Annotated in this window: 16 protein-coding genes; 14 read left to right on the top strand and 2 right to left on the bottom strand. The window is 53.6% G+C overall.

Going from position 1 to position 18576, the window contains the following annotated elements; genetic code table 11:
• The first annotated feature begins 124 nt into the window (after nucleotides 1–124).
• From TH3_RS23440 to TH3_RS10465, 4 genes are read left to right on the top strand one after another with little or no spacing between them, the layout of a single operon-like run.
• On the top strand, nucleotides 125–511 hold the full coding sequence (locus TH3_RS23440; protein WP_007089456.1) for an Hsp70 family protein: 387 nt from the start codon (nucleotides 125–127) through the stop codon (nucleotides 509–511).
• Nucleotides 436–1827, top strand: coding sequence for an Hsp70 family protein (locus TH3_RS10475; protein ID WP_082242480.1), 1392 nt, complete (start codon nucleotides 436–438; stop codon nucleotides 1825–1827). The genes TH3_RS23440 and TH3_RS10475 overlap by 76 nt, the downstream gene beginning before the upstream one ends.
• Nucleotides 1817–2410: a J domain-containing protein gene (locus TH3_RS10470; RefSeq protein ID WP_007089458.1), complete on the top strand. Its 594-nt coding sequence runs from the start codon at nucleotides 1817–1819 to the stop codon at nucleotides 2408–2410. The genes TH3_RS10475 and TH3_RS10470 overlap by 11 nt, the downstream gene beginning before the upstream one ends.
• A gap of 49 nt (nucleotides 2411–2459) precedes the next feature.
• Nucleotides 2460–2879 carry a hypothetical protein gene (locus tag TH3_RS10465; protein ID WP_040059836.1) on the top strand — a complete coding sequence of 140 codons (420 nt, stop codon included), beginning with the start codon at nucleotides 2460–2462 and terminating at the stop codon, nucleotides 2877–2879.
• A 79-nt stretch (nucleotides 2880–2958) separates the two neighbouring features.
• Here the strand turns inward: TH3_RS10465 and trpE are convergent, their stop codons facing one another.
• Both trpE and TH3_RS10455 read right to left on the bottom strand, forming a co-directional pair.
• The gene (gene trpE / locus TH3_RS10460) at nucleotides 2959–4455 is read right to left on the bottom strand and encodes an anthranilate synthase component I (RefSeq protein WP_007089460.1); all 1497 of its coding nucleotides are present in this window, start codon (nucleotides 4453–4455) and stop codon (nucleotides 2959–2961) included.
• Nucleotides 4456–4558: 103 nt separating this feature from the next.
• The gene (locus TH3_RS10455; RefSeq protein ID WP_007089461.1) at nucleotides 4559–6451 is read right to left on the bottom strand and encodes a peptidyl-prolyl cis-trans isomerase; all 1893 of its coding nucleotides are present in this window, start codon (nucleotides 6449–6451) and stop codon (nucleotides 4559–4561) included.
• Nucleotides 6452–6778: 327 nt separating this feature from the next.
• On the opposite strand from TH3_RS10455, the gene tpiA reads away from it, so the two are divergent.
• The 10 genes from tpiA to lpdA all read left to right on the top strand — a co-directional run bounded on the left by tpiA (nucleotide 6779) and on the right by lpdA (nucleotide 18552).
• Nucleotides 6779–7534 carry a triose-phosphate isomerase gene (gene tpiA / locus TH3_RS10450; protein ID WP_007089462.1) on the top strand — a complete coding sequence of 252 codons (756 nt, stop codon included), beginning with the start codon at nucleotides 6779–6781 and terminating at the stop codon, nucleotides 7532–7534.
• A gap of 98 nt (nucleotides 7535–7632) precedes the next feature.
• The gene (secG, locus tag TH3_RS10445; protein WP_007089463.1) at nucleotides 7633–7968 is read left to right on the top strand and encodes a preprotein translocase subunit SecG; all 336 of its coding nucleotides are present in this window, start codon (nucleotides 7633–7635) and stop codon (nucleotides 7966–7968) included.
• A gap of 124 nt (nucleotides 7969–8092) precedes the next feature.
• Nucleotides 8093–9721, top strand: coding sequence for a CTP synthase (locus tag TH3_RS10440; protein WP_007089464.1), 1629 nt, complete (start codon nucleotides 8093–8095; stop codon nucleotides 9719–9721).
• A gap of 28 nt (nucleotides 9722–9749) precedes the next feature.
• Nucleotides 9750–10607, top strand: coding sequence for a 3-deoxy-8-phosphooctulonate synthase (kdsA, locus tag TH3_RS10435; RefSeq protein ID WP_040060843.1), 858 nt, complete (start codon nucleotides 9750–9752; stop codon nucleotides 10605–10607).
• Between the two features lie 104 nt (nucleotides 10608–10711).
• Nucleotides 10712–11983 carry a phosphopyruvate hydratase gene (eno, locus tag TH3_RS10430; protein ID WP_007089466.1) on the top strand — a complete coding sequence of 424 codons (1272 nt, stop codon included), beginning with the start codon at nucleotides 10712–10714 and terminating at the stop codon, nucleotides 11981–11983.
• Between the two features lie 288 nt (nucleotides 11984–12271).
• Nucleotides 12272–12622 carry an FtsB family cell division protein gene (locus TH3_RS10425; RefSeq protein ID WP_051682326.1) on the top strand — a complete coding sequence of 117 codons (351 nt, stop codon included), beginning with the start codon at nucleotides 12272–12274 and terminating at the stop codon, nucleotides 12620–12622.
• A 544-nt stretch (nucleotides 12623–13166) separates the two neighbouring features.
• The gene (pdhA, locus tag TH3_RS10420) at nucleotides 13167–14177 is read left to right on the top strand and encodes a pyruvate dehydrogenase (acetyl-transferring) E1 component subunit alpha (protein ID WP_007089468.1); all 1011 of its coding nucleotides are present in this window, start codon (nucleotides 13167–13169) and stop codon (nucleotides 14175–14177) included.
• Nucleotides 14178–14230: 53 nt separating this feature from the next.
• Nucleotides 14231–15664 (top strand): pyruvate dehydrogenase complex E1 component subunit beta, encoded by a 1434-nt coding sequence (locus tag TH3_RS10415; protein ID WP_007089469.1) that lies wholly within the window; start codon nucleotides 14231–14233, stop codon nucleotides 15662–15664.
• A gap of 63 nt (nucleotides 15665–15727) precedes the next feature.
• Nucleotides 15728–17059, top strand: a complete 1332-nt coding sequence (locus tag TH3_RS10410; RefSeq protein WP_007089470.1) for a pyruvate dehydrogenase complex dihydrolipoamide acetyltransferase — start codon at nucleotides 15728–15730, stop codon at nucleotides 17057–17059.
• Nucleotides 17060–17154: 95 nt separating this feature from the next.
• A complete protein-coding gene (gene lpdA / locus TH3_RS10405; protein ID WP_007089471.1) occupies nucleotides 17155–18552 on the top strand; it encodes a dihydrolipoyl dehydrogenase in 1398 nt (465 codons plus the stop codon).
• The last annotated feature ends 24 nt before the right edge of the window (nucleotides 18553–18576 follow it).

Genomic DNA, 18576 nt, shown 5'->3' with positions numbered 1-18576 from the left:
CAGGGGCGCCGTCAGTATCAATGTACTTAAAGCAAAAACACCCAGAGCACGTTCTAAAACTCTTGTCTTACGGCTTAAAATTGCAAAGACTTATCGCTTCAAAAGGTTTCGTCGGATTTAGTAAATGTCACAGCCGCCAATCGGAATTGATCTCGGTACCACTAATTCGCTGGTTTCGGCGTTTGTTGATGGTAAACCACAACTGATACCGAACGCGTTGGGGGAATTCCTCACCCCATCGGTGGTCTCTATTTCTGATGGTGAATTAATCGTCGGAAAAGGCGCGCGTGAGAGGCTATTCACGCACCGAGATAAAACAATCAGCTTGTTTAAGCGTAAAATGGGCACTCAGTCGCAGATAAAACTGGGGGCTGAGGCGTATTCTCCTGCTGAGTTGTCGTCTTTTGTGTTGTCCAAACTGCTCAAGATGCCGAGTTGTATCTGGGGTGTGAAATACGTGACGTTGTCGTTTCGGTCCCGGCTTATTTCAATCAGCAACAGCGACGAGTGACTCAAGAAGCTTGCAAGTTGGCGGGACTCAATCTTTTGCGATTGGTGAATGAGCCGACCGCTGCGGCACTTGCGTATGGCGTTCACGAAAAGGATGCAGAGACACAGTTTCTCGTTGTTGATCTCGGCGGGGGCACTTTTGACGTAACCATCTTAGAGATGTTTGACGGCGTAATGGAGGTAAAAGCTTCGTCCGGCGATGCATTCCTTGGTGGAGAGGATTTTACCGAAGTTTTAGCAAAGCAGATTTGCGAGAAAATTGAAAGGCCTTGGCATAAGTTGGGGGGCCAATTTCAGGCCGAACTCCGTGCACACGCAGAGATTGCCAAGGTCAAGATTTCGAATGAGGAATCCTGTACCGTAAAGGTTTTCGACAAACAAGAAATTTACGAAGTCAAACTTACTCGTGACGAGTTTGCCGAGGGTGCAAAGCCTTTATTGCAGCGTATGCTCATTCCTATTGAGAGATGCATGTATGATGTGAGTCTCAAAAGTGAGGATCTGGATCGCATTCTTTTGGTTGGTGGCGCGACGCGCATGCCAATGTTACGCCACATGGTGGCAAAGCACTTTGGTAAATTTCCTGAATTTAATATTGATCCGGATCATGCGGTGGCTCTGGGTGCCTCTGTCCAAGCGGCATTGTTGGCAGAGGATCGGGCGCTCGATGATGTGGTGATGACTGATGTTAGTCCTTTCTCTGTCGGTATTGAGATAGGCAGAGAGGTTGCTGACGGTCGTCGCGTTTCGGGCTTGTTTTCTCCTATTATTGAACGCAACACGCCTCTTCCTGCCAGTAGGGTTGGTTCTTTTCAGACTCTTGACGCCAAGCAGCAGGAGGTCTTGATCAGTGTCTATCAAGGCGAATCTGCATATGTCGCCGACAATATCAAGCTCGGGCAATACACCGTAAAGCTGCCTCGTAAGCGCAAGGACAAGGAGTACTTTGAGGTTTTACTTGTTTACGATACTTCGGGCTTGCTTGAAGTCGAGGCGACATTGGGGAGTAGCGGCGAAAAGCACGGATTGATTATCGAGACCCTTTCAGAGGATCTGTCACCGGAAAAGTTGGCTGAACGCCTTGAAAAAATGCGTACTTTGAAATCGCCTCCAAGGGAAAATGAAGTCAACCAGTCGCTTGTTGCCAGACTAGATCGTGTATATGCGATGACACGTGGTTCGGATCGACAGCGGGTGCTTGATATGATCGCATCCTTTGAGAGTGTTCTTGATCAACGTGATCCAGTCGAGATTGATCGTATTCGCGGTGAAATTGAGCAGATGCTTAACAGGATAGATGATTTCTATGTCAGTTGAATGGCCGTGGCATGTGCTTGGACTCTCGGAAGCGTGCGATGAGAGAGCGATTAAGCGCGCGTATGCAAGTACTTTGAAACGCATTGATCGCAATGACCCGCAGCAATTTCAAGAATTGCGTTCGGCGTATGACGCAGCACTCAATAATGCTTCAAACCCAAAAAGTCCGAGTGTCTTCGGAGGCATTGACCAAGAAGATCAGGGTGAGGAGGGAGACAGCGGTATTTATGCGGAACATGAACGCAAATTCCCAACATTTTACGAGATAAATTCGAAGAATGTGGAGCACAGTGTTTTTGATGGCGAAGAATCGTATTGGAAACACGAACACCATTCAGAGCCGGTTGTGGACCATGAGGCTTTTAGAAAATTCAACGCAACAGGGGATGTGAATGAGCTTTTCTCGCGGCATGAAGGAGAATTCAGGCAAGTCGAGGAAGCTACTTTTTGTTTTTTGAGTGATGCCCTTGATCGTGGTGAAGACATCTCAAAGTACGCAAGGGTTCTGGATTTCTGCGAGAGTTATTTTAAATGGGTTTCAGATTTTAATTCATTTTCAAAAAAAATTCGGAGGACGTCTTAATTTTGATGATGTCTGGAATGAAGTTGAGGGTGTTTTCAGGTTCGTCAGAATGGATTTTGATAAAGTTCATTGTCGGCCAGTAAGTTGTAAAAAATTCAAATACTTTTTAGTTTTATTGTCTCTTTTTCAGGGATGGGTGATGTTTTATTTGACTGATGGCATCAAGGGACAAGGAAATTTTATTATCGGACCGCTGATTCTATTTCCAATGTATTTATTTTTCAACTTCGTTGTTTATCTATTGGTGAGGAGCGTTCTTGAAGTTTTTGCGTTCTTCTCGGATTTTTTTGTAAAAAAATTGGTTCGTGTTGGAGGCGGGTTCTTTGTTTTGATGCAGAAGTATGGAATTGGATTTGCGATTAGGTTGGTTTCGACAAGATTTCAAGCATATGTACTGACTTGTGTATTCTCAGTCGGGATAACTGTCGCAGGGATTGTTGTTCAGCTTGTGAGATACCTAACTGCTTAGAAAATTTGTCGAAATCTTTACGCCAAATTTTTTCGCGGCTGTTGTTTTGGTCAATCCCGCTTTCTGATACCTCTACAGTCTAGGCAAACCGATGGGCTTCGCGGGCGGCGGCCATCAATGCGCCTGCCTTGTTCTGGCATTCCTTGTGTTCGAGTTCCGGTTTGCTGTCTACGACGATCCCGGCTCCGGCCTGAATATGGATCTGTTCGTCCTTGATGACAGCGGTCCGAAGCGCGATGCAGGTATCCATGGAGCCATCGGCGGAGATATAGCCGATACAACCTGCATAAATGCCGCGCAGGACCGATTCCAGTTCATCGATGATTTCCATGGCGCGGACCTTTGGCGCGCCCGATACCGTTCCGGCAGGGAAACCGGCCTTGAGCGCGTCCATCGCATCATATTTGTCGTCGATCTGACCGACGACGTTCGAGACGATATGCATGACATGGGAATAGTATTCGATCTGTTCGCGGTCGGTGACGCGCACCGTACCGGGCTTGGACACACGGCCGACATCATTGCGCCCAAGGTCAAGCAGCATCAGATGTTCCGAACGTTCCTTGGGATCATCAAGCAGGTCCTGGGCCATGACCTTGTCGTCATCGGGTGTCTTGCCGCGCCGACGCGTTCCGGCAATCGGGCGAATGGTGACTTCGCCGTCGCGCAGGCGGACAAGGATTTCCGGGCTGGCGCCGACAACCTGAAACCCGCCGATATCAAGATAAAACATGAAAGGTGACGGATTGATCCGGCGAAGGGCGCGGTAAAAGGCGAAGGGCGGCAATTGATAGGGCAGCGTGTAGCGTTGCGAGAGCACGACCTGAAAGATATCGCCAGCACGGATATATTCCTTGGCCTGATCGACCATTTTGTGAAAACCGGCCTCGTCGACGCTGACCTTTGGGTCGGGCAGGGTATCGGGGGCGGATTTGGACCGGCGATCAAGGAACAGGTTGCGCTGGAACTGCTGGACGACATCATTGAGGCGCGCACAGGCAAGATCATAGGCCGCATCGGCATCTATGCCTGTTTCGGGGCGGACCGGGGTTACGACGGTGACGGTATCGGCGATGGTATCGAAGCTTGCGGTGACCGTCGGGCGGATAAAGATGCCATCAGGGACGCCGAGTTCATCCGGGTTGCTATCGGGCAGTTTTTCCATAAGGCGCACGGTGTCATAACCCATATAGCCGACAAGACCGGCACTCATGGGCGGAAGATTGTCGGGCAGGGCGATGTGGCTTTCGGCGATCAGCTTTTTGAGGCTTTCAAGCGGTGCATCGGGTTCATCTTCGAACGCATCGGCATCGGCAAGGGCGCGACGGTTCAGTTCGACCTTTTGGCCAAAGCAGCGCCAGATCAGATCGGGGCGCAGGCCAAGGAATGAATAGCGTCCGCGCACGGCACCGCCTTCGACAGATTCAAGCAGATAGGTATTGGACATGCCTTCGGCGATCTTGAGAAACGCCGAGACGGGCGTATCAAGATCAGCGGTCAGCGAGGTCCAGAGAACCTGCGAAATGCCGTTATTATAGTTCTGCTTGAAACTGTTGAAATCCGGTTTGATTTCCATGGTCTGTCCAATTTTGGTCGATTAGGGGTGGGCGGTATGAGGCAGCGCGGAGTTTAACGAAAAAGGGCGGCCCGATGAAAGGCCGCCCCATTTCTGATCGGGATCAGTTGGCCGCAGTTTGCGGATAAAGACCGTTGATCACGCTGTTATTGACGCTGACCGAAATCTCGTCCTGCAGGTAATCAAGATATTCTGCAAGGATGTCTTCGTTCAGGCCCTGTTTGAGTTCGGTCACGACCGGGTCGTCAGCGCCTTCGGCAATGGTGCCAGCTTTGATCTGATCAAGTTTCAGAACCAGAACATTGTCGCCGGACTGAACGGCCTTTGCCTTGCCTTCTTCAAGGGTGAAGAGGGCTGCGGCTACCGCCGGGCTGACATTGCCTTGGAGGCCCTGACCGGTACGTTTGGTCAGGCCGCTTTGTTCGAGTTCGGCATTGTCGCTGGTAGCGAGCGTTGCGATATCGGCATTCTGGTCATTGATCGACGCGGCAAGCTGATCGGCTTTTTCAAGCATCAGACGGTTGCGTTCATCGGTTTTCCATGCGGTGACAACGTCATCACGCACATCTTCAAACGGACGCAGTGCCGACGGGGTGACGTCATCAACGCGTGCGACATAACGAACACCGGTCGAGGTTTCTTCGAGGAAGCTTTCCTCGCCCTTGCCGAGTTCGAAAATCTTGGCATTGATCTCGCCGCTGTCGGTGATTTCAGTACCCAGACCTTCGCCACGCACAACGTCGTTCAGTTTATAGGTTTTTGCGCCAACCGCGTTTGCGGCTTCTTCAAGCGGGGTACCGGCACCAAGTTCATCATCAAGCTTGGCGGCAAGATCATAGATCGCGTCTTCGGCCTTGAACTGCCGGACACCGGCTTCGACATCGTCGCGAACCTGATCAAGGGTTTCGGTCTGTTCCGGCGTAATGCCGGTCACGCGAATGATATGCCAGCCAAGGGCTGTTTCGACCGGTTCGGAAAATGCGCCTTCTTCAAGGCCAAACGTCGCATCGCGCAGATCGGGAAGGATGTTGTCGGCGGTGAATTCACCAAGTTTGACAATCGACGGATCCATACCGGCATCGTCGGTTGCGACCTGCATGAAATCGGCACCCCCCTGAAGCGCCTTATAGGCCTCCTGGGCACTTTCCTTTTCATTGGGGGCAAACAGGATCTGTTCGACAACGCGTTTTTCCGGAGTCTGGAATTCCGGCAGGCGATGGTTATATGCCTCGAGAATTTCTTCTTCGGTGACATCCATATTTGCCGCCAGATCCTTCGCCGAAAGGGTGACCAGGGTCACATTGCGGCTTTCGGGGGCGGTGAATTGCGGTGCGTTGTCTTCGTGATATTTACGAAGGGTCGCGTCATCGGGCGTTTCGATCGTGTCGAATTCCGAAGCATTCAGGGCAAAGAAGCTGCCGCTGCGCTGTTCGTTGCGGTAGGCGGCAATCTGTTGTGCCATGACGTCAGGGACGCTGACGGCACCGGCGAGGCTGCCGACAACCTGCTGGCCCATCATGTCGCCACGAACACCTTCGATGAATTCCGGTTCGGTATATCCGCTGGAATACAGCGCCTGAAGGAAACGTTCGCGGTCGAACTGGCCGGTGGTTTCATTCTGGAAGCCCGGAGAGGCGAAAATCGTCTCGCGCACTTTTTCGTTGCTGATGCCGATGCCCATTTCCTTGGCGTTTTCACGCAGGATTTTCTGGGAAACCAGATTTTGAACCGTATTGTTCAAAAGGCCCATCTGGATGGCTTGCTGACGGTCGAAATTCGGACCGAAAACGCTGCGCATGTTCTGGATGCTGCGCTGGAAGGCGCGATCCAGTTCGGCGGGGCTGATATTTTGGCTGCCGATTTCAGCAACCTGACGCGATGTTCCAAGATCGAGCATCGACGCATTCAGGCCCCATCCGACGAAGCTGATTGCAATCACGCCGAGGATGATCTTGGCAAAGATTGATTTCGAAAAAGAGCGAATGCCAGCAAGCATATGATAAGCCTAACAATTCGTGGTTGGTGCCGATGACAATGCAGATGACAATGTACCGGCAGCGTTTCTTTTATCTGCCGGAACATAACGAAAATCCCGGCGCAATTGCCGCGCATCTTAATGGCGAGAGGTAAGGGCGGCAACATCCGATTGCATTGACCGTGCCCGAAGTTCGGTTGACAGTGTTTTCCGGGGCTTGGCCGGGGCCTGAGCGCGTGCTAAAACCCGCATCGAACCGTGTTTGTAACAATACTTGTCGGATCGGTTCCCGCATGGCCCAGCCATTGCCTGATCCAAAACCCGTCGCAGCAAGAGGTAGATATACATATGTCACAGCGCCGTCCCCTGATCGCCGGAAACTGGAAAATGAATTGCCTGCGCACCGACGGGCTTGCACTTGCGCGCGGACTGTCTGACCGCGCAAAGGCAAAAGGTGATCTGGCATGTGATATTCTGGTCTGTCCGCCGGCAACCCTGATTTCCGATGTTGCCGGTGTTACGGCCAAGAGTGCCGTCAAGGTTGGCGGTCAGGATTGCCATGTTGCCGTTTCGGGCGCGCATACCGGGGATATTGCGGCCCCGATGCTGGCCGATATCGGCGCGACCCATGTTCTTGTCGGGCATTCCGAACGTCGGGCCGACCACGGTGAAAGTTCGACCGTTATTCGCCAGAAAACAATGGCAGCCCATGATGCCGGTCTGATTGCGGTGGTCTGTGTTGGCGAGACCGAGCAGGAACGCGATCTTGGTGCGACGCTTGCGGTGGTCAATGGCCAGATTGCGGTTTCGGTTCCTGATGAGGCGACGGCGGAAAATACCGTCATTGCCTATGAGCCGGTCTGGGCGATTGGCTCGGGGCGCACGGCAAGCGTTGATGAAGTTGCCGAAGTTCATGCTGCAATTCGTGCAGGGCTGACGGCACGATTTGATGATGGTGACAAATTCAGAATTCTGTATGGTGGTTCGGTAAAGCCGTCCAATGCGGCTGAATTGCTGTCTGTGCCCGATGTTGACGGTGCACTGGTTGGCGGGGCGAGCCTCAAGGTTGACGATTTTTGGAAAATTATTGAAAGTTGCGCCTAGCCAACTGTCATAAAACACGTTAAATACGCATCAAATTTTTGCCCGATCCGGCCATAATAATTTCGGATCGGAAGTTTTAGGACAAGAGTTTCGAGACCATGCAAACTGTTATTCTGGTAATTCACCTTCTTCTTGCGCTTGGCATGATTGCCGTCATTCTCGTACAGCGCAGCGAGGGCGGTGGGCTTGGTATCGGCGGAAGCGGCGGCGGTGGCGGCGGCGGTAATTTCGGCGTCATGAGCTCGCGCAGCGCAGCAAACCTTCTGACACGTACGACCGCTATTCTTGCCGGGGCATTCATGATTACAAGCCTTGCCCTGGCATTGTTGTCCAACACTCATACCCAGCCGACATCCATACTGGATCAGGCTCCGGCCCCGGCAGCTGAACAACAGCCCGCCGAGGACACCGGACCGGCGGCTCCGACCCGCTAAAAAACAAACCGACGACCAGAGGCGGCAAAATTGCCGCCTCAATTTTTGATTGTTGTATTCCCCGGTTCGTGATGCACTGAGCGGCATCGAACTGCGGCGTTTTGCTTTGAGATGAGGCAAAGACATGACCCGTTATATCTTTATCACCGGTGGCGTTGTTTCTTCGCTGGGCAAGGGCCTGGCATCTGCTGCTTTGGGGGCCTCGCTTCAGGCACGTGGTTTCACTGTTCGCCTGCGCAAGCTTGATCCATATATCAACGTTGATCCGGGCACCATGAGCCCGTATCAGCATGGCGAATGTTATGTGACCGAAGACGGGGCGGAGACCGACCTTGATCTTGGTCACTATGAACGTTTCACCGGTGTTTCGTCGCGTCGTTCCGACAACGTGACCACCGGTCGCATCTATTCCAACGTGATTGCGCGCGAACGTCGCGGCGATTATCTGGGCGGGACCGTTCAGGTGATCCCGCATATTACCGATGCGATCAAGGAATTCGTTCAGTCCGATGCGACCGAGGATTTTGTCCTTGTCGAGATCGGCGGTACGGTTGGCGATATCGAAAGTCTGCCGTTCCTTGAAGCGATCCGCCAGATGGGCAACGAGCTTGGCGATGGCCGCACGCTGTTCATGCATCTGACGCTGGTGCCTTATATTTCGTCGGCGGGCGAGCTTAAAACCAAACCGACACAGCATTCCGTCAAGGAACTGCAAAGCGTTGGTATTCAGCCCGATATCCTGCTGTGCCGTTGTGACCGTGAAATCCCGGTCAATGAGCGCCGCAAGATCGCACGTTTCTGTAACGTGCGCGAAGCCGCTGTTATTCCGGCCTATGACGTCGACAATATCTATCAGGTGCCGATCAGCTATCACCAGTATGGTCTTGATAACGAAGTGCTTCATCACTTTGGCCTGCAGGCACAGGACCCGGATCTGGGACCGTGGGAAGAAATCTGCAACATCATCCGTAATCCGGAAGGTGAGGTTACTATCGGGATCGTTGGCAAATATATTCAGTTGCCCGATGCCTATAAGTCGCTCACCGAAGCACTGACCCATGGCGGCATCGCCAACAAGGTCCGTGTCAAACTGGAATGGATTGCGTCTGACGCGCTTGAAAAGGAAGGCGATGTTAGCGAAATCCTGTCCAAACTGGACGCGATCATGGTGCCGGGCGGATTTGGCGAGCGTGGCACAGAAGGCAAGATTGCCGCTGCGCGCTATGCCCGTGAAAACAAGGTGCCGTATTTCGGTATCTGCTTTGGCATGCAGATGGCGGTTCTTGAAGCCGCACGCAATCTTGCGGGCCTTAAGGATGCGTCTTCATCGGAATTCGGTCCGACGAAAACCCCGCTTGTGGGCCTGATGACCGAATGGGCCAAAGATGGTGGCTCGGTTGAGCGTCGTAGCGGCGAAGATGATCTTGGTGGCACCATGCGCCTTGGCAACTACGAGTGCAAACTGGTCGACGGTACGCGTGCGCGTGATATCTATGGCAGTGAGACCGTTCTTGAGCGCCATCGCCATCGTTACGAAGTTAACGTAAACTTCATGGCGCAGCTTGAGGAAAAAGGGCTTAAATTCTCGGGTCTGTCGCCGGACGGGCGTTTGCCGGAAATCGTCGAATACCCCGATCACCCGTGGTTCATCGGCGTTCAGTTCCACCCGGAACTGCGTTCGCGTCCGCTTGATCCGCATCCGCTGTTTGTGTCCTATATCAAGGCCGCCAAAGAGCGCAGCCGTCTGGTTTGATCAAACAGCCTGAATGAAAGACTTCGAAATGACGGAAATCAAAACTGTCAAAGTCGGCAATATCGAATTCGCCAATAACAGGCCCTTTGCGCTTCTGGCGGGGCCATGCGCGATCGAAAGCCGTCAGCACGCACTGGAAATGTCCGCAGCGCTTAAGGAATTGTCCGAGGGGCTCGGGATCGGGCTTGTTTACAAAAGCTCGTTTGACAAGGCAAACCGCACCAGCAGCACGTCGAGGCGTGGGGTTGGTCTGGTCGAAGGTCTCGACATTCTGGCTGAGGTCAAGGAAAAGACCGGCCTTCCGATTGTCACCGACGTTCATCTGCCCGATCAGTGTGCGGCGGTCGCGGAAGTTGCCGATATTCTGCAAATTCCGGCGTTCCTGTGCCGTCAGGCCGATCTTTTGCAGGCCGCGGGTAAAACCGGGCGCGCGGTGAATGTCAAAAAGGGCCAGTTCCTGGCACCCTGGGACATGGCGAATGTTGCGAACAACATTGCGTCAACTGGCAATGAAAACATCATGCTTTGTGATCGCGGGACCAGCTTTGGCTATAACACGCTGGTAACCGATTTCCGTGGACTTCCCACCATGGCCCGTCAGGGCTATCCGGTCGTATTTGATGCGACCCATTCTGTTCAGCAGCCGGGTGGGCAGGGGACAACGACGGGTGGACAGCGCGAATTTGCGCCGGTTTTGGCGCGTGCGGCTGTATCTGTCGGCATTGCCGCCCTGTTTATCGAAACCCACGATAACCCGGATGCGGCCATCAGCGATGGCCCGAACCAGATTCCCTTGAACAAGCTTCCGGAAGTTTTGTCGGTTCTGATGGAACTGGACAAAGTGGCAAAAGCCAATCCGGTTCGTCTGGACATGTTCAAGGATTGATATGCAAATGCCGCCATCAGACATGATGGCGGCATTTCTTTTATGCTGTAACCAAAGCACCCGATTGGGGTGCAGATAATCTCAGTGAGGAGAATGTTTCCGTCATGACCGCTATTATCGATATCCGCGGCCGCGAAATCCTCGATAGCCGTGGCAACCCGACTGTCGAAGTTGATGTAACTCTGGAAAGTGGCGCCTTTGGTCGTGCAGCCGTTCCGTCGGGTGCATCCACCGGTGCGCATGAAGCCGTCGAGCTGCGTGACAAGGAAGACCGTTATCTTGGCAAGGGCGTGACCAAAGCGGTTGCCGCCGTCAATGGCGAGATTTTCGAAGCCCTGGCCGGTATGGATGCCGAAGACCAGGTCGAGGTCGATGGCATCATGATCGATCTTGACGGGACGCCGAACAAGAGCCGTCTTGGCGCGAACGCCATTCTGGGCGTATCGCTGGCGGTTGCCAAGGCTGCGGCTGAAGAAGCGGGCCTTCCGCTTTATCGTTATGTTGGTGGGGCTTTCGCCCGCACCCTGCCGGTGCCGATGATGAACATCATCAATGGCGGTGAACATGCCGACAACGCGATTGACGTTCAGGAATTCATGGTGATGCCGGTTTCGGCAGAAACCGGATCGGACGCAATCCGCATGGGTGCGGAAATCTTCCATAACCTGAAAAAGGCCCTGTCGGCAGATGGTCTGAGCACTTCTGTTGGTGACGAAGGTGGTTTTGCCCCGAATATCGGGTCGAGCGAAGAAGCCATCAGCTACATCATGAAGTCGATCGAAGCTGCCGGTTATCGTCCGGAAGAAGACGTTGTCCTTGCCCTTGATGCGGCATCGACCGAATTCTACAAAGGTGGCAAATACGTTCTGGCGGGCGAGAACAAGACCCTTGATGCAGACGGCATGGTCAAATACTGGGCCGATCTGGTCAGCAAGTATCCGATTTTCTCGATCGAAGACGGCATGTCTGAAGATGACTGGGACGGTTGGGCGGCATTGACGTCGGAAATCGGCAAAAAGGTTCAGCTGGTCGGGGACGATCTGTTCGTAACCAATCCGAAGCGCCTTGCCGATGGCATCAAAAAGGGCGTTGCCAACTCGATCCTCGTGAAGGTCAACCAGATCGGTTCGCTGACCGAAACGCTTGAGGCCGTCGAAATGGCCCATCGTGCGGGCTATACTGCGGTTATGTCACACCGTTCGGGCGAAACCGAAGATTCGACCATCGCCGATCTTGCGGTTGCCACCAATTGCGGACAGATCAAAACCGGTTCGCTGTCACGTTCCGACCGTCTGGCGAAATACAACCAGCTGATCCGCATCGAAGAGATGCTGGGGGCCGGTGCCTATTATCCGGGGCGTTCGATCCTGAAATAAGGTTCGATTGCAGGACTGAACCTGAAAAACCGTCCCGTCATTCCGGGGCGGTTTTTTGTTGTTCAGGATCAGCTAATTGAGCGTAACTGCCCTGTATTAGCATTGCTGTTTTAAGCTTATTTTTACCCTGTTGTGATTAGCTGTGAGAGTATTTTTGCGAGAGTTCTGTCTGCTGCGAGATTTATACCTTTGCGTTCAAAGGGAAATAACGCACGCAGTTTTTCCGTTCCGGTTTCGGAATGGTGTTTTTTCTGTTTTTCGTCTCGTATCCGCAAAGGGCAGGGGTAAATGTCTTCAACGTCACCGGTTATTCGCCGACTAGGTCAGGCTATTGCACCGGTTATTGCATTTACCATTATGGTCTATTTCATCTTCCACAGTGTCGAAGGTAATCGTGGTTTGTTGGCTTATTGGTCGATGCAGGACCGCGTGGCCGATATCGCAAAAGTGCGTGACGAAATCATCGACAAGCGCAAGCATCTGGAGCAGCGCGTGATTGCGATGCGCCCGAAGCATCTTGATCCTGATCTGCTCGATGAACGTGCGCGCGCGATGCTGAATGCCGCGCACCCGGATGATCTGATTATCTTCCATCACAATGGCTACCCGGCCGACGAAACGGTTGCTGCCAGCCAGTAATCGGTCGCGGCAAATTTGTGCTTAGAATCCGGCAGGTTTTTTATGCGTGCGATCAACTTCCAGAATTGAAAATGCGCGCGTCCGGGGCTGTATTTCCCATGATTTTACAGCCCGGGCTGCTTGGCGGGAATTTGACATCCTCTCATACAGCGTTGTTTCAACTGTCTTTTGGTTGATTTGTGACCTGCAATAGTTTGTGATCAGGGCAACGCAACCTTTTGTTTCTTCTGGCAGTTGCGAAATAAACGTGTCGGATCTGTGATATTCTTTTCGGGAAAGCATAGCATTTGTGACCTGATGGAATGAACGGGAATGAAGCCGGTTCCTCAAGTCACTGGAAACGCTTGAATTATGTATATATGCAAAAAAACATGAATTAACCATTATTTGGTTTATTTGTGATTGTGCGTTGCAAAACAACAGTTTACGGGTGGTTAGATTGCTTGCTTCGACACGTAGTTTTGGGTAGTCATTTCGGTGGTCCAGTACCGAATTAAGCGCTCATACATGATGCTTAAGCGACAGCCATCCACCGGGAGGAAACATGGCGACCACAAAACGCAAACGCGCCACGACGCGCGCCGACAATCAGGCGAGCAGTGACGATCTCCTCAAATATTACCGTGAAATGCTGCTGATCCGTCGCTTTGAAGAAAAAGCCGGTCAGCTTTATGGCATGGGGCTTATTGGTGGCTTCTGCCATCTTTACATCGGGCAGGAAGCTGTCGTTGTCGGCATGCAGGCTGCCATTACCGGCGATGATGGTGTGATTACCAGTTACCGCGACCACGGCCATATGCTGGCCTGTGGCATGGACCCAGCAGGGGTTATGGCAGAGCTGACCGGCCGTGAAGGCGGTTATTCGCACGGCAAGGGCGGCTCGATGCACATGTTCTCCAAGGAAAAGAACTTCTATGGCGGGCATGGTATCGTCGGCGGGCAGGTTTCGCTCGGCACCGGTATTGCCTTCAATTACAAATATCGCGGTCAGGACCGTGTCTGCCTGACCTATCTTGGGGACGGTGCCGTCAACCAGGGGCAGGTATACGAATCCTTCAACATGGCAGCGCTCTGGAAGCTTCCGGTGATCTATTGCATCGAGAACAACCAGTATGCCATGGGAACGTCGGCACAGCGCCATTCGGCCAGCCCGGACCTTTACGAGCGTGGTTCTGCCTATGGTATCCCGGGTGAACAGGTTGATGGCATGGACGTTCTGGCGGTCAAGGATGCCGGTGAACGTGCCGTTGCGCATTGCCGCGAAGGCAAAGGGCCCTATATCCTTGAGCTCAAGACCTATCGCTATCGCGGGCATTCCATGTCCGACCCGGCGAAATATCGTACCAAGGACGAGCTCGACAAAATGCGTAAAGAGCACGATCCGATCGATATGGTCAAAAAGCTGCTGATCGATGGCAATATCATCGACGAGGCTGGCCTCAAGGACATCGACAAGGATGTGAAAGCGGAAGTCGCCAAAGCGGCGGAGTTTGCGCAAAACAGCCCGGAACCGGATGTTTCCGAACTGTTCACAGATATTCTGATCGACGCGTGATCGCGACACCCGCGAACCGCTTTTGACCGATATTTCCCGGGAGAGAGGGAACAATGCCGATTGAAGTTTTGATGCCGGCGCTGTCGCCGACCATGACAGAAGGCACTCTTGCCAAATGGACCGTCAAGGAAGGCGACACTGTTGCCTCCGGTGACGTGATTGCAGAAATTGAAACCGACAAGGCCACGATGGAAGTCGAGGCCGTTGACGAAGGGACCATCGGCAAGATCGTGATTGCCGAAGGGACTGAAAACGTCGCGGTGAATGCTGTGATCGCCTATATCCTCGAAGAAGACGAGGATGCTTCTGCCCTTGATAATGTTTCGGCGTCTTCTGCACCGAAAGCCGACGCCGCACCGGCCGAAGCCAAGGAAGAAGAAAAGGCACCGGCCAGTTCGTCCAGTGCAGCACCTGTTGCTGCAAGCGGTGCGATTGACCGCGCCGAACAGGACCCGCGTGCCATGAGCGTCATGAACGCGACCCAGGACGAGAAAACCTATACCTCGTTCAAGACCCAGACCGTTCGTGAAGCCCTGCGCGATGCCATGGCCGAAGAAATGCGGGCCGATGAGAACGTTTATGTCATGGGGGAAGAAGTCGCGCAGTATCAGGGGGCTTATAAAGTCACCCAGGGCCTGCTTGATGAATTCGGTGACAAGCGTGTTGTCGATACCCCGATTACCGAGCATGGCTTTACCGGCCTTGCAACCGGTTCGGCATTCATGGGCCTGAAACCGGTTCTTGAGTTCATGACCTTTAACTTCGCCATGCAGGCGATTGACCAGATCATCAACTCTGCTGCGAAAACCCTGTATATGTCCGGTGGCCAGCTTGGTTGCCCGATCGTGTTCCGTGGCCCGAACGGTGCTGCGTCGCGTGTGGGCGCACAGCATTCGCAGTGCTATGCATCCTGGTATGCACATTGCCCGGGGCTTAAGGTTGTCGCACCTTGGTCGGCGGCCGATGCGAAGGGTCTACTCAAGGCTGCTATTCGTGATCCGAACCCGATTGTCTTCCTTGAAAACGAAATCCTTTACGGACAAAGCTTCGAAGTGCCGGACGACGAAGATTTCGTTCTTCCGATTGGTCAGGCAAAGATCGAACGCGAAGGGACGGACGTTACCATCGTTGCGTTTTCAATCATGGTCGGCAAGGCGCTGAAAGCGGCAGAACAGCTTGCTGAGCAGGGCATTTCCGCCGAGGTCATCAACCTTCGGACCATCCGTCCGCTTGATGTGAACACCATCGTTCGCTCGGTCATGAAAACCAACCGTCTCGTGACCTGCGAAGAAGGCTGGCACTTTGCCGGTATCGGTGCCGAGATCGCATCGGTCATCATGGAACATGCGTTTGATTACCTTGATGCGCCGGTTGCGCGCGTTACCGGTGAAGATGTTCCGATGCCATATGCTGCCAACCTCGAAGTGCTTGCACTTCCGCAGGAGCAACACATCGTCGATGCGGCCAAGGCCGTTTGCTATCGCTAAGTAAAACGGACAGGGGCAGGGCGCGGCAAACCCGCGCCGCCCCGTTACCGGGAGATTGCGTTCATGCCTGTTAAGATATTGATGCCGGCTCTGTCGCCGACCATGACCGAAGGCACCTTGGCGAAATGGCTTGTCAAGGAAGGCGACACCGTTGAGTCAGGTGACGTCATTGCCGAAATCGAAACCGATAAAGCCACGATGGAAGTTGAAGCCGTCGACGAAGGCAAAATCGGTAAAATCCTTGTTTACGAAGGCAGCGAAGGCGTTGCCGTGAACGAGGTTATCGCACTTCTTCTGGAAGAAGGCGAAGATGCCAGCGCCCTTGACGGGGCGGATACGTCTTCGGCGTCTGTTGGCGGCGGCGATGCCGAACCGGCAGCCGAGGCACCGAAACAGGAAGCGTCCAAGCCAGAAGCCGCCCCGGCAAAAGGCCTGGCACCTGCGGCACCTGTTTCCGGTGGGGATCGTATCAAGGCAAGCCCATTGGCGCGTCGTATTGCAGCCAATGAAGGCGTTGATCTTGGCAAGGTCGAGGGTTCAGGCCCGCGTGGTCGTGTTGTGAAACGCGATGTCGAAGCCGCGATGTCGTCCAAACCGGCCGATAAAGCTGCTTCTGCTGCTGCTTCTTCGGCTCCTGCTGGCGAGAAACCGGCGGCAGCCCCGCAGGCACCGGTGGCGTCTGGCTGGAACCCGGATCTGACCGGTTTGCCGGAATACGAAGAAATCCCGAACAGCTCGATGCGCAAGGTTATTGCCCGTCGTCTGACCCAGTCCAAACAGCAGGTTCCGCATTTCTACCTGACGGTCGATTGCGAACTCGACAATCTGCTTGCCACCCGCAAGCAGCTTAACGAGAAGGCCGGCGAGGGTGTGAAGGTTTCGGTCAATGATTTCGTCATTCGTGCCGCATCCATTGCGCTTAAACGCGTACCGGCAGCCAATGCGGTTTGGACCGATGCGGCCATCCTGCAGAGCAAGCAGCAGGACATTTCGGTGGCGGTTGCCATCGAGGGCGGCCTGATCACCCCGGTTATCCGCAATGCGGGTGGCAAGGGGCTTGCCGAAATCTCGACCGAGATGAAGGCACTGGCTGGCAAGGCACGCGAAGGCAAGCTGAAACCGGAAGAATTCCAGGGCGGGACTTTCTCTGTCTCTAACCTTGGCATGTTTGGCATCAAGGAATTCTCTGCCATCATCAACCCGCCGCAGGGCTGCATTCTGGCCGTTGGTGCCGGTGAACAGCGCGCGGTTGTCAAGGACGGCGCCTTGGCTATTGCCACCGTCATGAGCTGCACGCTTTCGGTCGACCATCGTGTGGTCGATGGTGCGATCGGTGCTGAATTCATGGCTGAATTCAAAAAGCTGATCGAAGATCCGCTGAGCATGTTGCTCTGAGGTTCGGAAATTGCGCGGGGACTTTAAATAGTCCCCGCAAGCATTTGAATTTCAAGACCTGTGACCGGTGACGGGCAGGCGAAGGAGATCTTACGATGGCGGATAACAATTTCGACTTAATCGTTGTTGGCGCGGGCCCTGGTGGCTATGTCACGGCCATTCGTGCCGCACAGCTTGGCCTGAAAACCGCGGTTGTTGAACGCGAACATCTTGGCGGCATCTGCCTGAACTGGGGCTGTATTCCGACCAAGGCCCTGCTGCGTTCGGCAGAAGTCTATCGCAACATGCAGCATGCCAAGTCATTCGGTCTGTCATGCGAAAAGCCTTCCTTTGATCTGGATGCAGTCATTCAGCGTTCGCGCGGTGTTTCCAAGCAGCTTTCGGGTGGTGTTGGCCATCTTCTGAAGAAGAACAAGATCACCGTGATCAACGGCGAAGCCAAATTCGACGGTCCGAAAAAGATCAAGGTCGAAGGCAAGGATGCCGGCACCTATACCGCGAAGAATTACATTATCGCGACCGGTGCACGGGCGCGGTCCCTGCCGGGGCTGGAAGCCGATGGCAAGGTGGTCTGGGACTATAAAAAGGCGATGACGCCTGACAAGATGCCCAAAAGCCTTGTGGTTGTCGGTTCAGGCGCGATTGGTATCGAATTTGCCAGCTTCTATCACACCATGGGTGCGGAAGTGACGGTGGTCGAAATCATGTCGCAGATCATGCCGGTCGAAGACAAGGAAGTGGCCGCCCTTGCACAGAAGATGATGACCAAGGACGGGATGAAAATCCTGACAGAAGCCAAGGTCGCGAACCTTAAGCGCAACGCCGACAATGTTGTTGTCACGATTGAAACCAAGGACGGCAAGAAACAGGAATTGACTGTTGATCGCGTGATTTCCGCGGTTGGTGTGATCGGCAATACCGAAAATCTCGGTCTGGAAACCACCAAGGTCAAGGTTGATCGCAACGTCATTGATACGAACGAGTATTCGGCAACGGCAGAACCGGGCATTTATGCCATTGGTGACGTCGCAGGCCCGCCGATGCTGGCGCATAAGGCAGAGCATGAAGGCGTCATCTGCGTTGAAAAGATTGCCGGTGTCAAAGGGGTTCACCCGCTTGATCCGCGCAAGATTCCGGGGTGCACCTATTGCCATCCGCAGGTGGCAAGTGTCGGTCTGACCGAAGCCAAAGCCAAGGAAGCCGGTTACGACGTCAAGGTCGGCAAATTCCCGTTCATCGGCAATGGCAAGGCGGTTGCACTGGGCGAGGCCGAAGGTCTGGTCAAAACGGTGTTTGATGCCAAGACCGGTGAATTGCTTGGTGCGCACATGGTTGGTGCCGAAGTGACCGAGCTGATCCAGGGCTTTGTCGTGGCCATGGGCCTCGAAACGACCGAAGAAGATCTGATGCATACGGTATTCCCGCATCCGACCCTTTCGGAAATGATGCATGAGTCGGTCCTTGACGCCTATGGGCGTGCGATCCACTTCTAGAATACGGCGTTGTACCGGGCAAAC

It is taken from the genome of Thalassospira xiamenensis M-5 = DSM 17429, from assembly GCF_000300235.2.
Classification (GTDB): domain Bacteria; phylum Pseudomonadota; class Alphaproteobacteria; order Rhodospirillales; family Thalassospiraceae; genus Thalassospira; species Thalassospira xiamenensis.
Note: the sequence above shows the minus strand (reverse complement) of the source record. Positions and strands in the feature narration are given on the sequence as shown.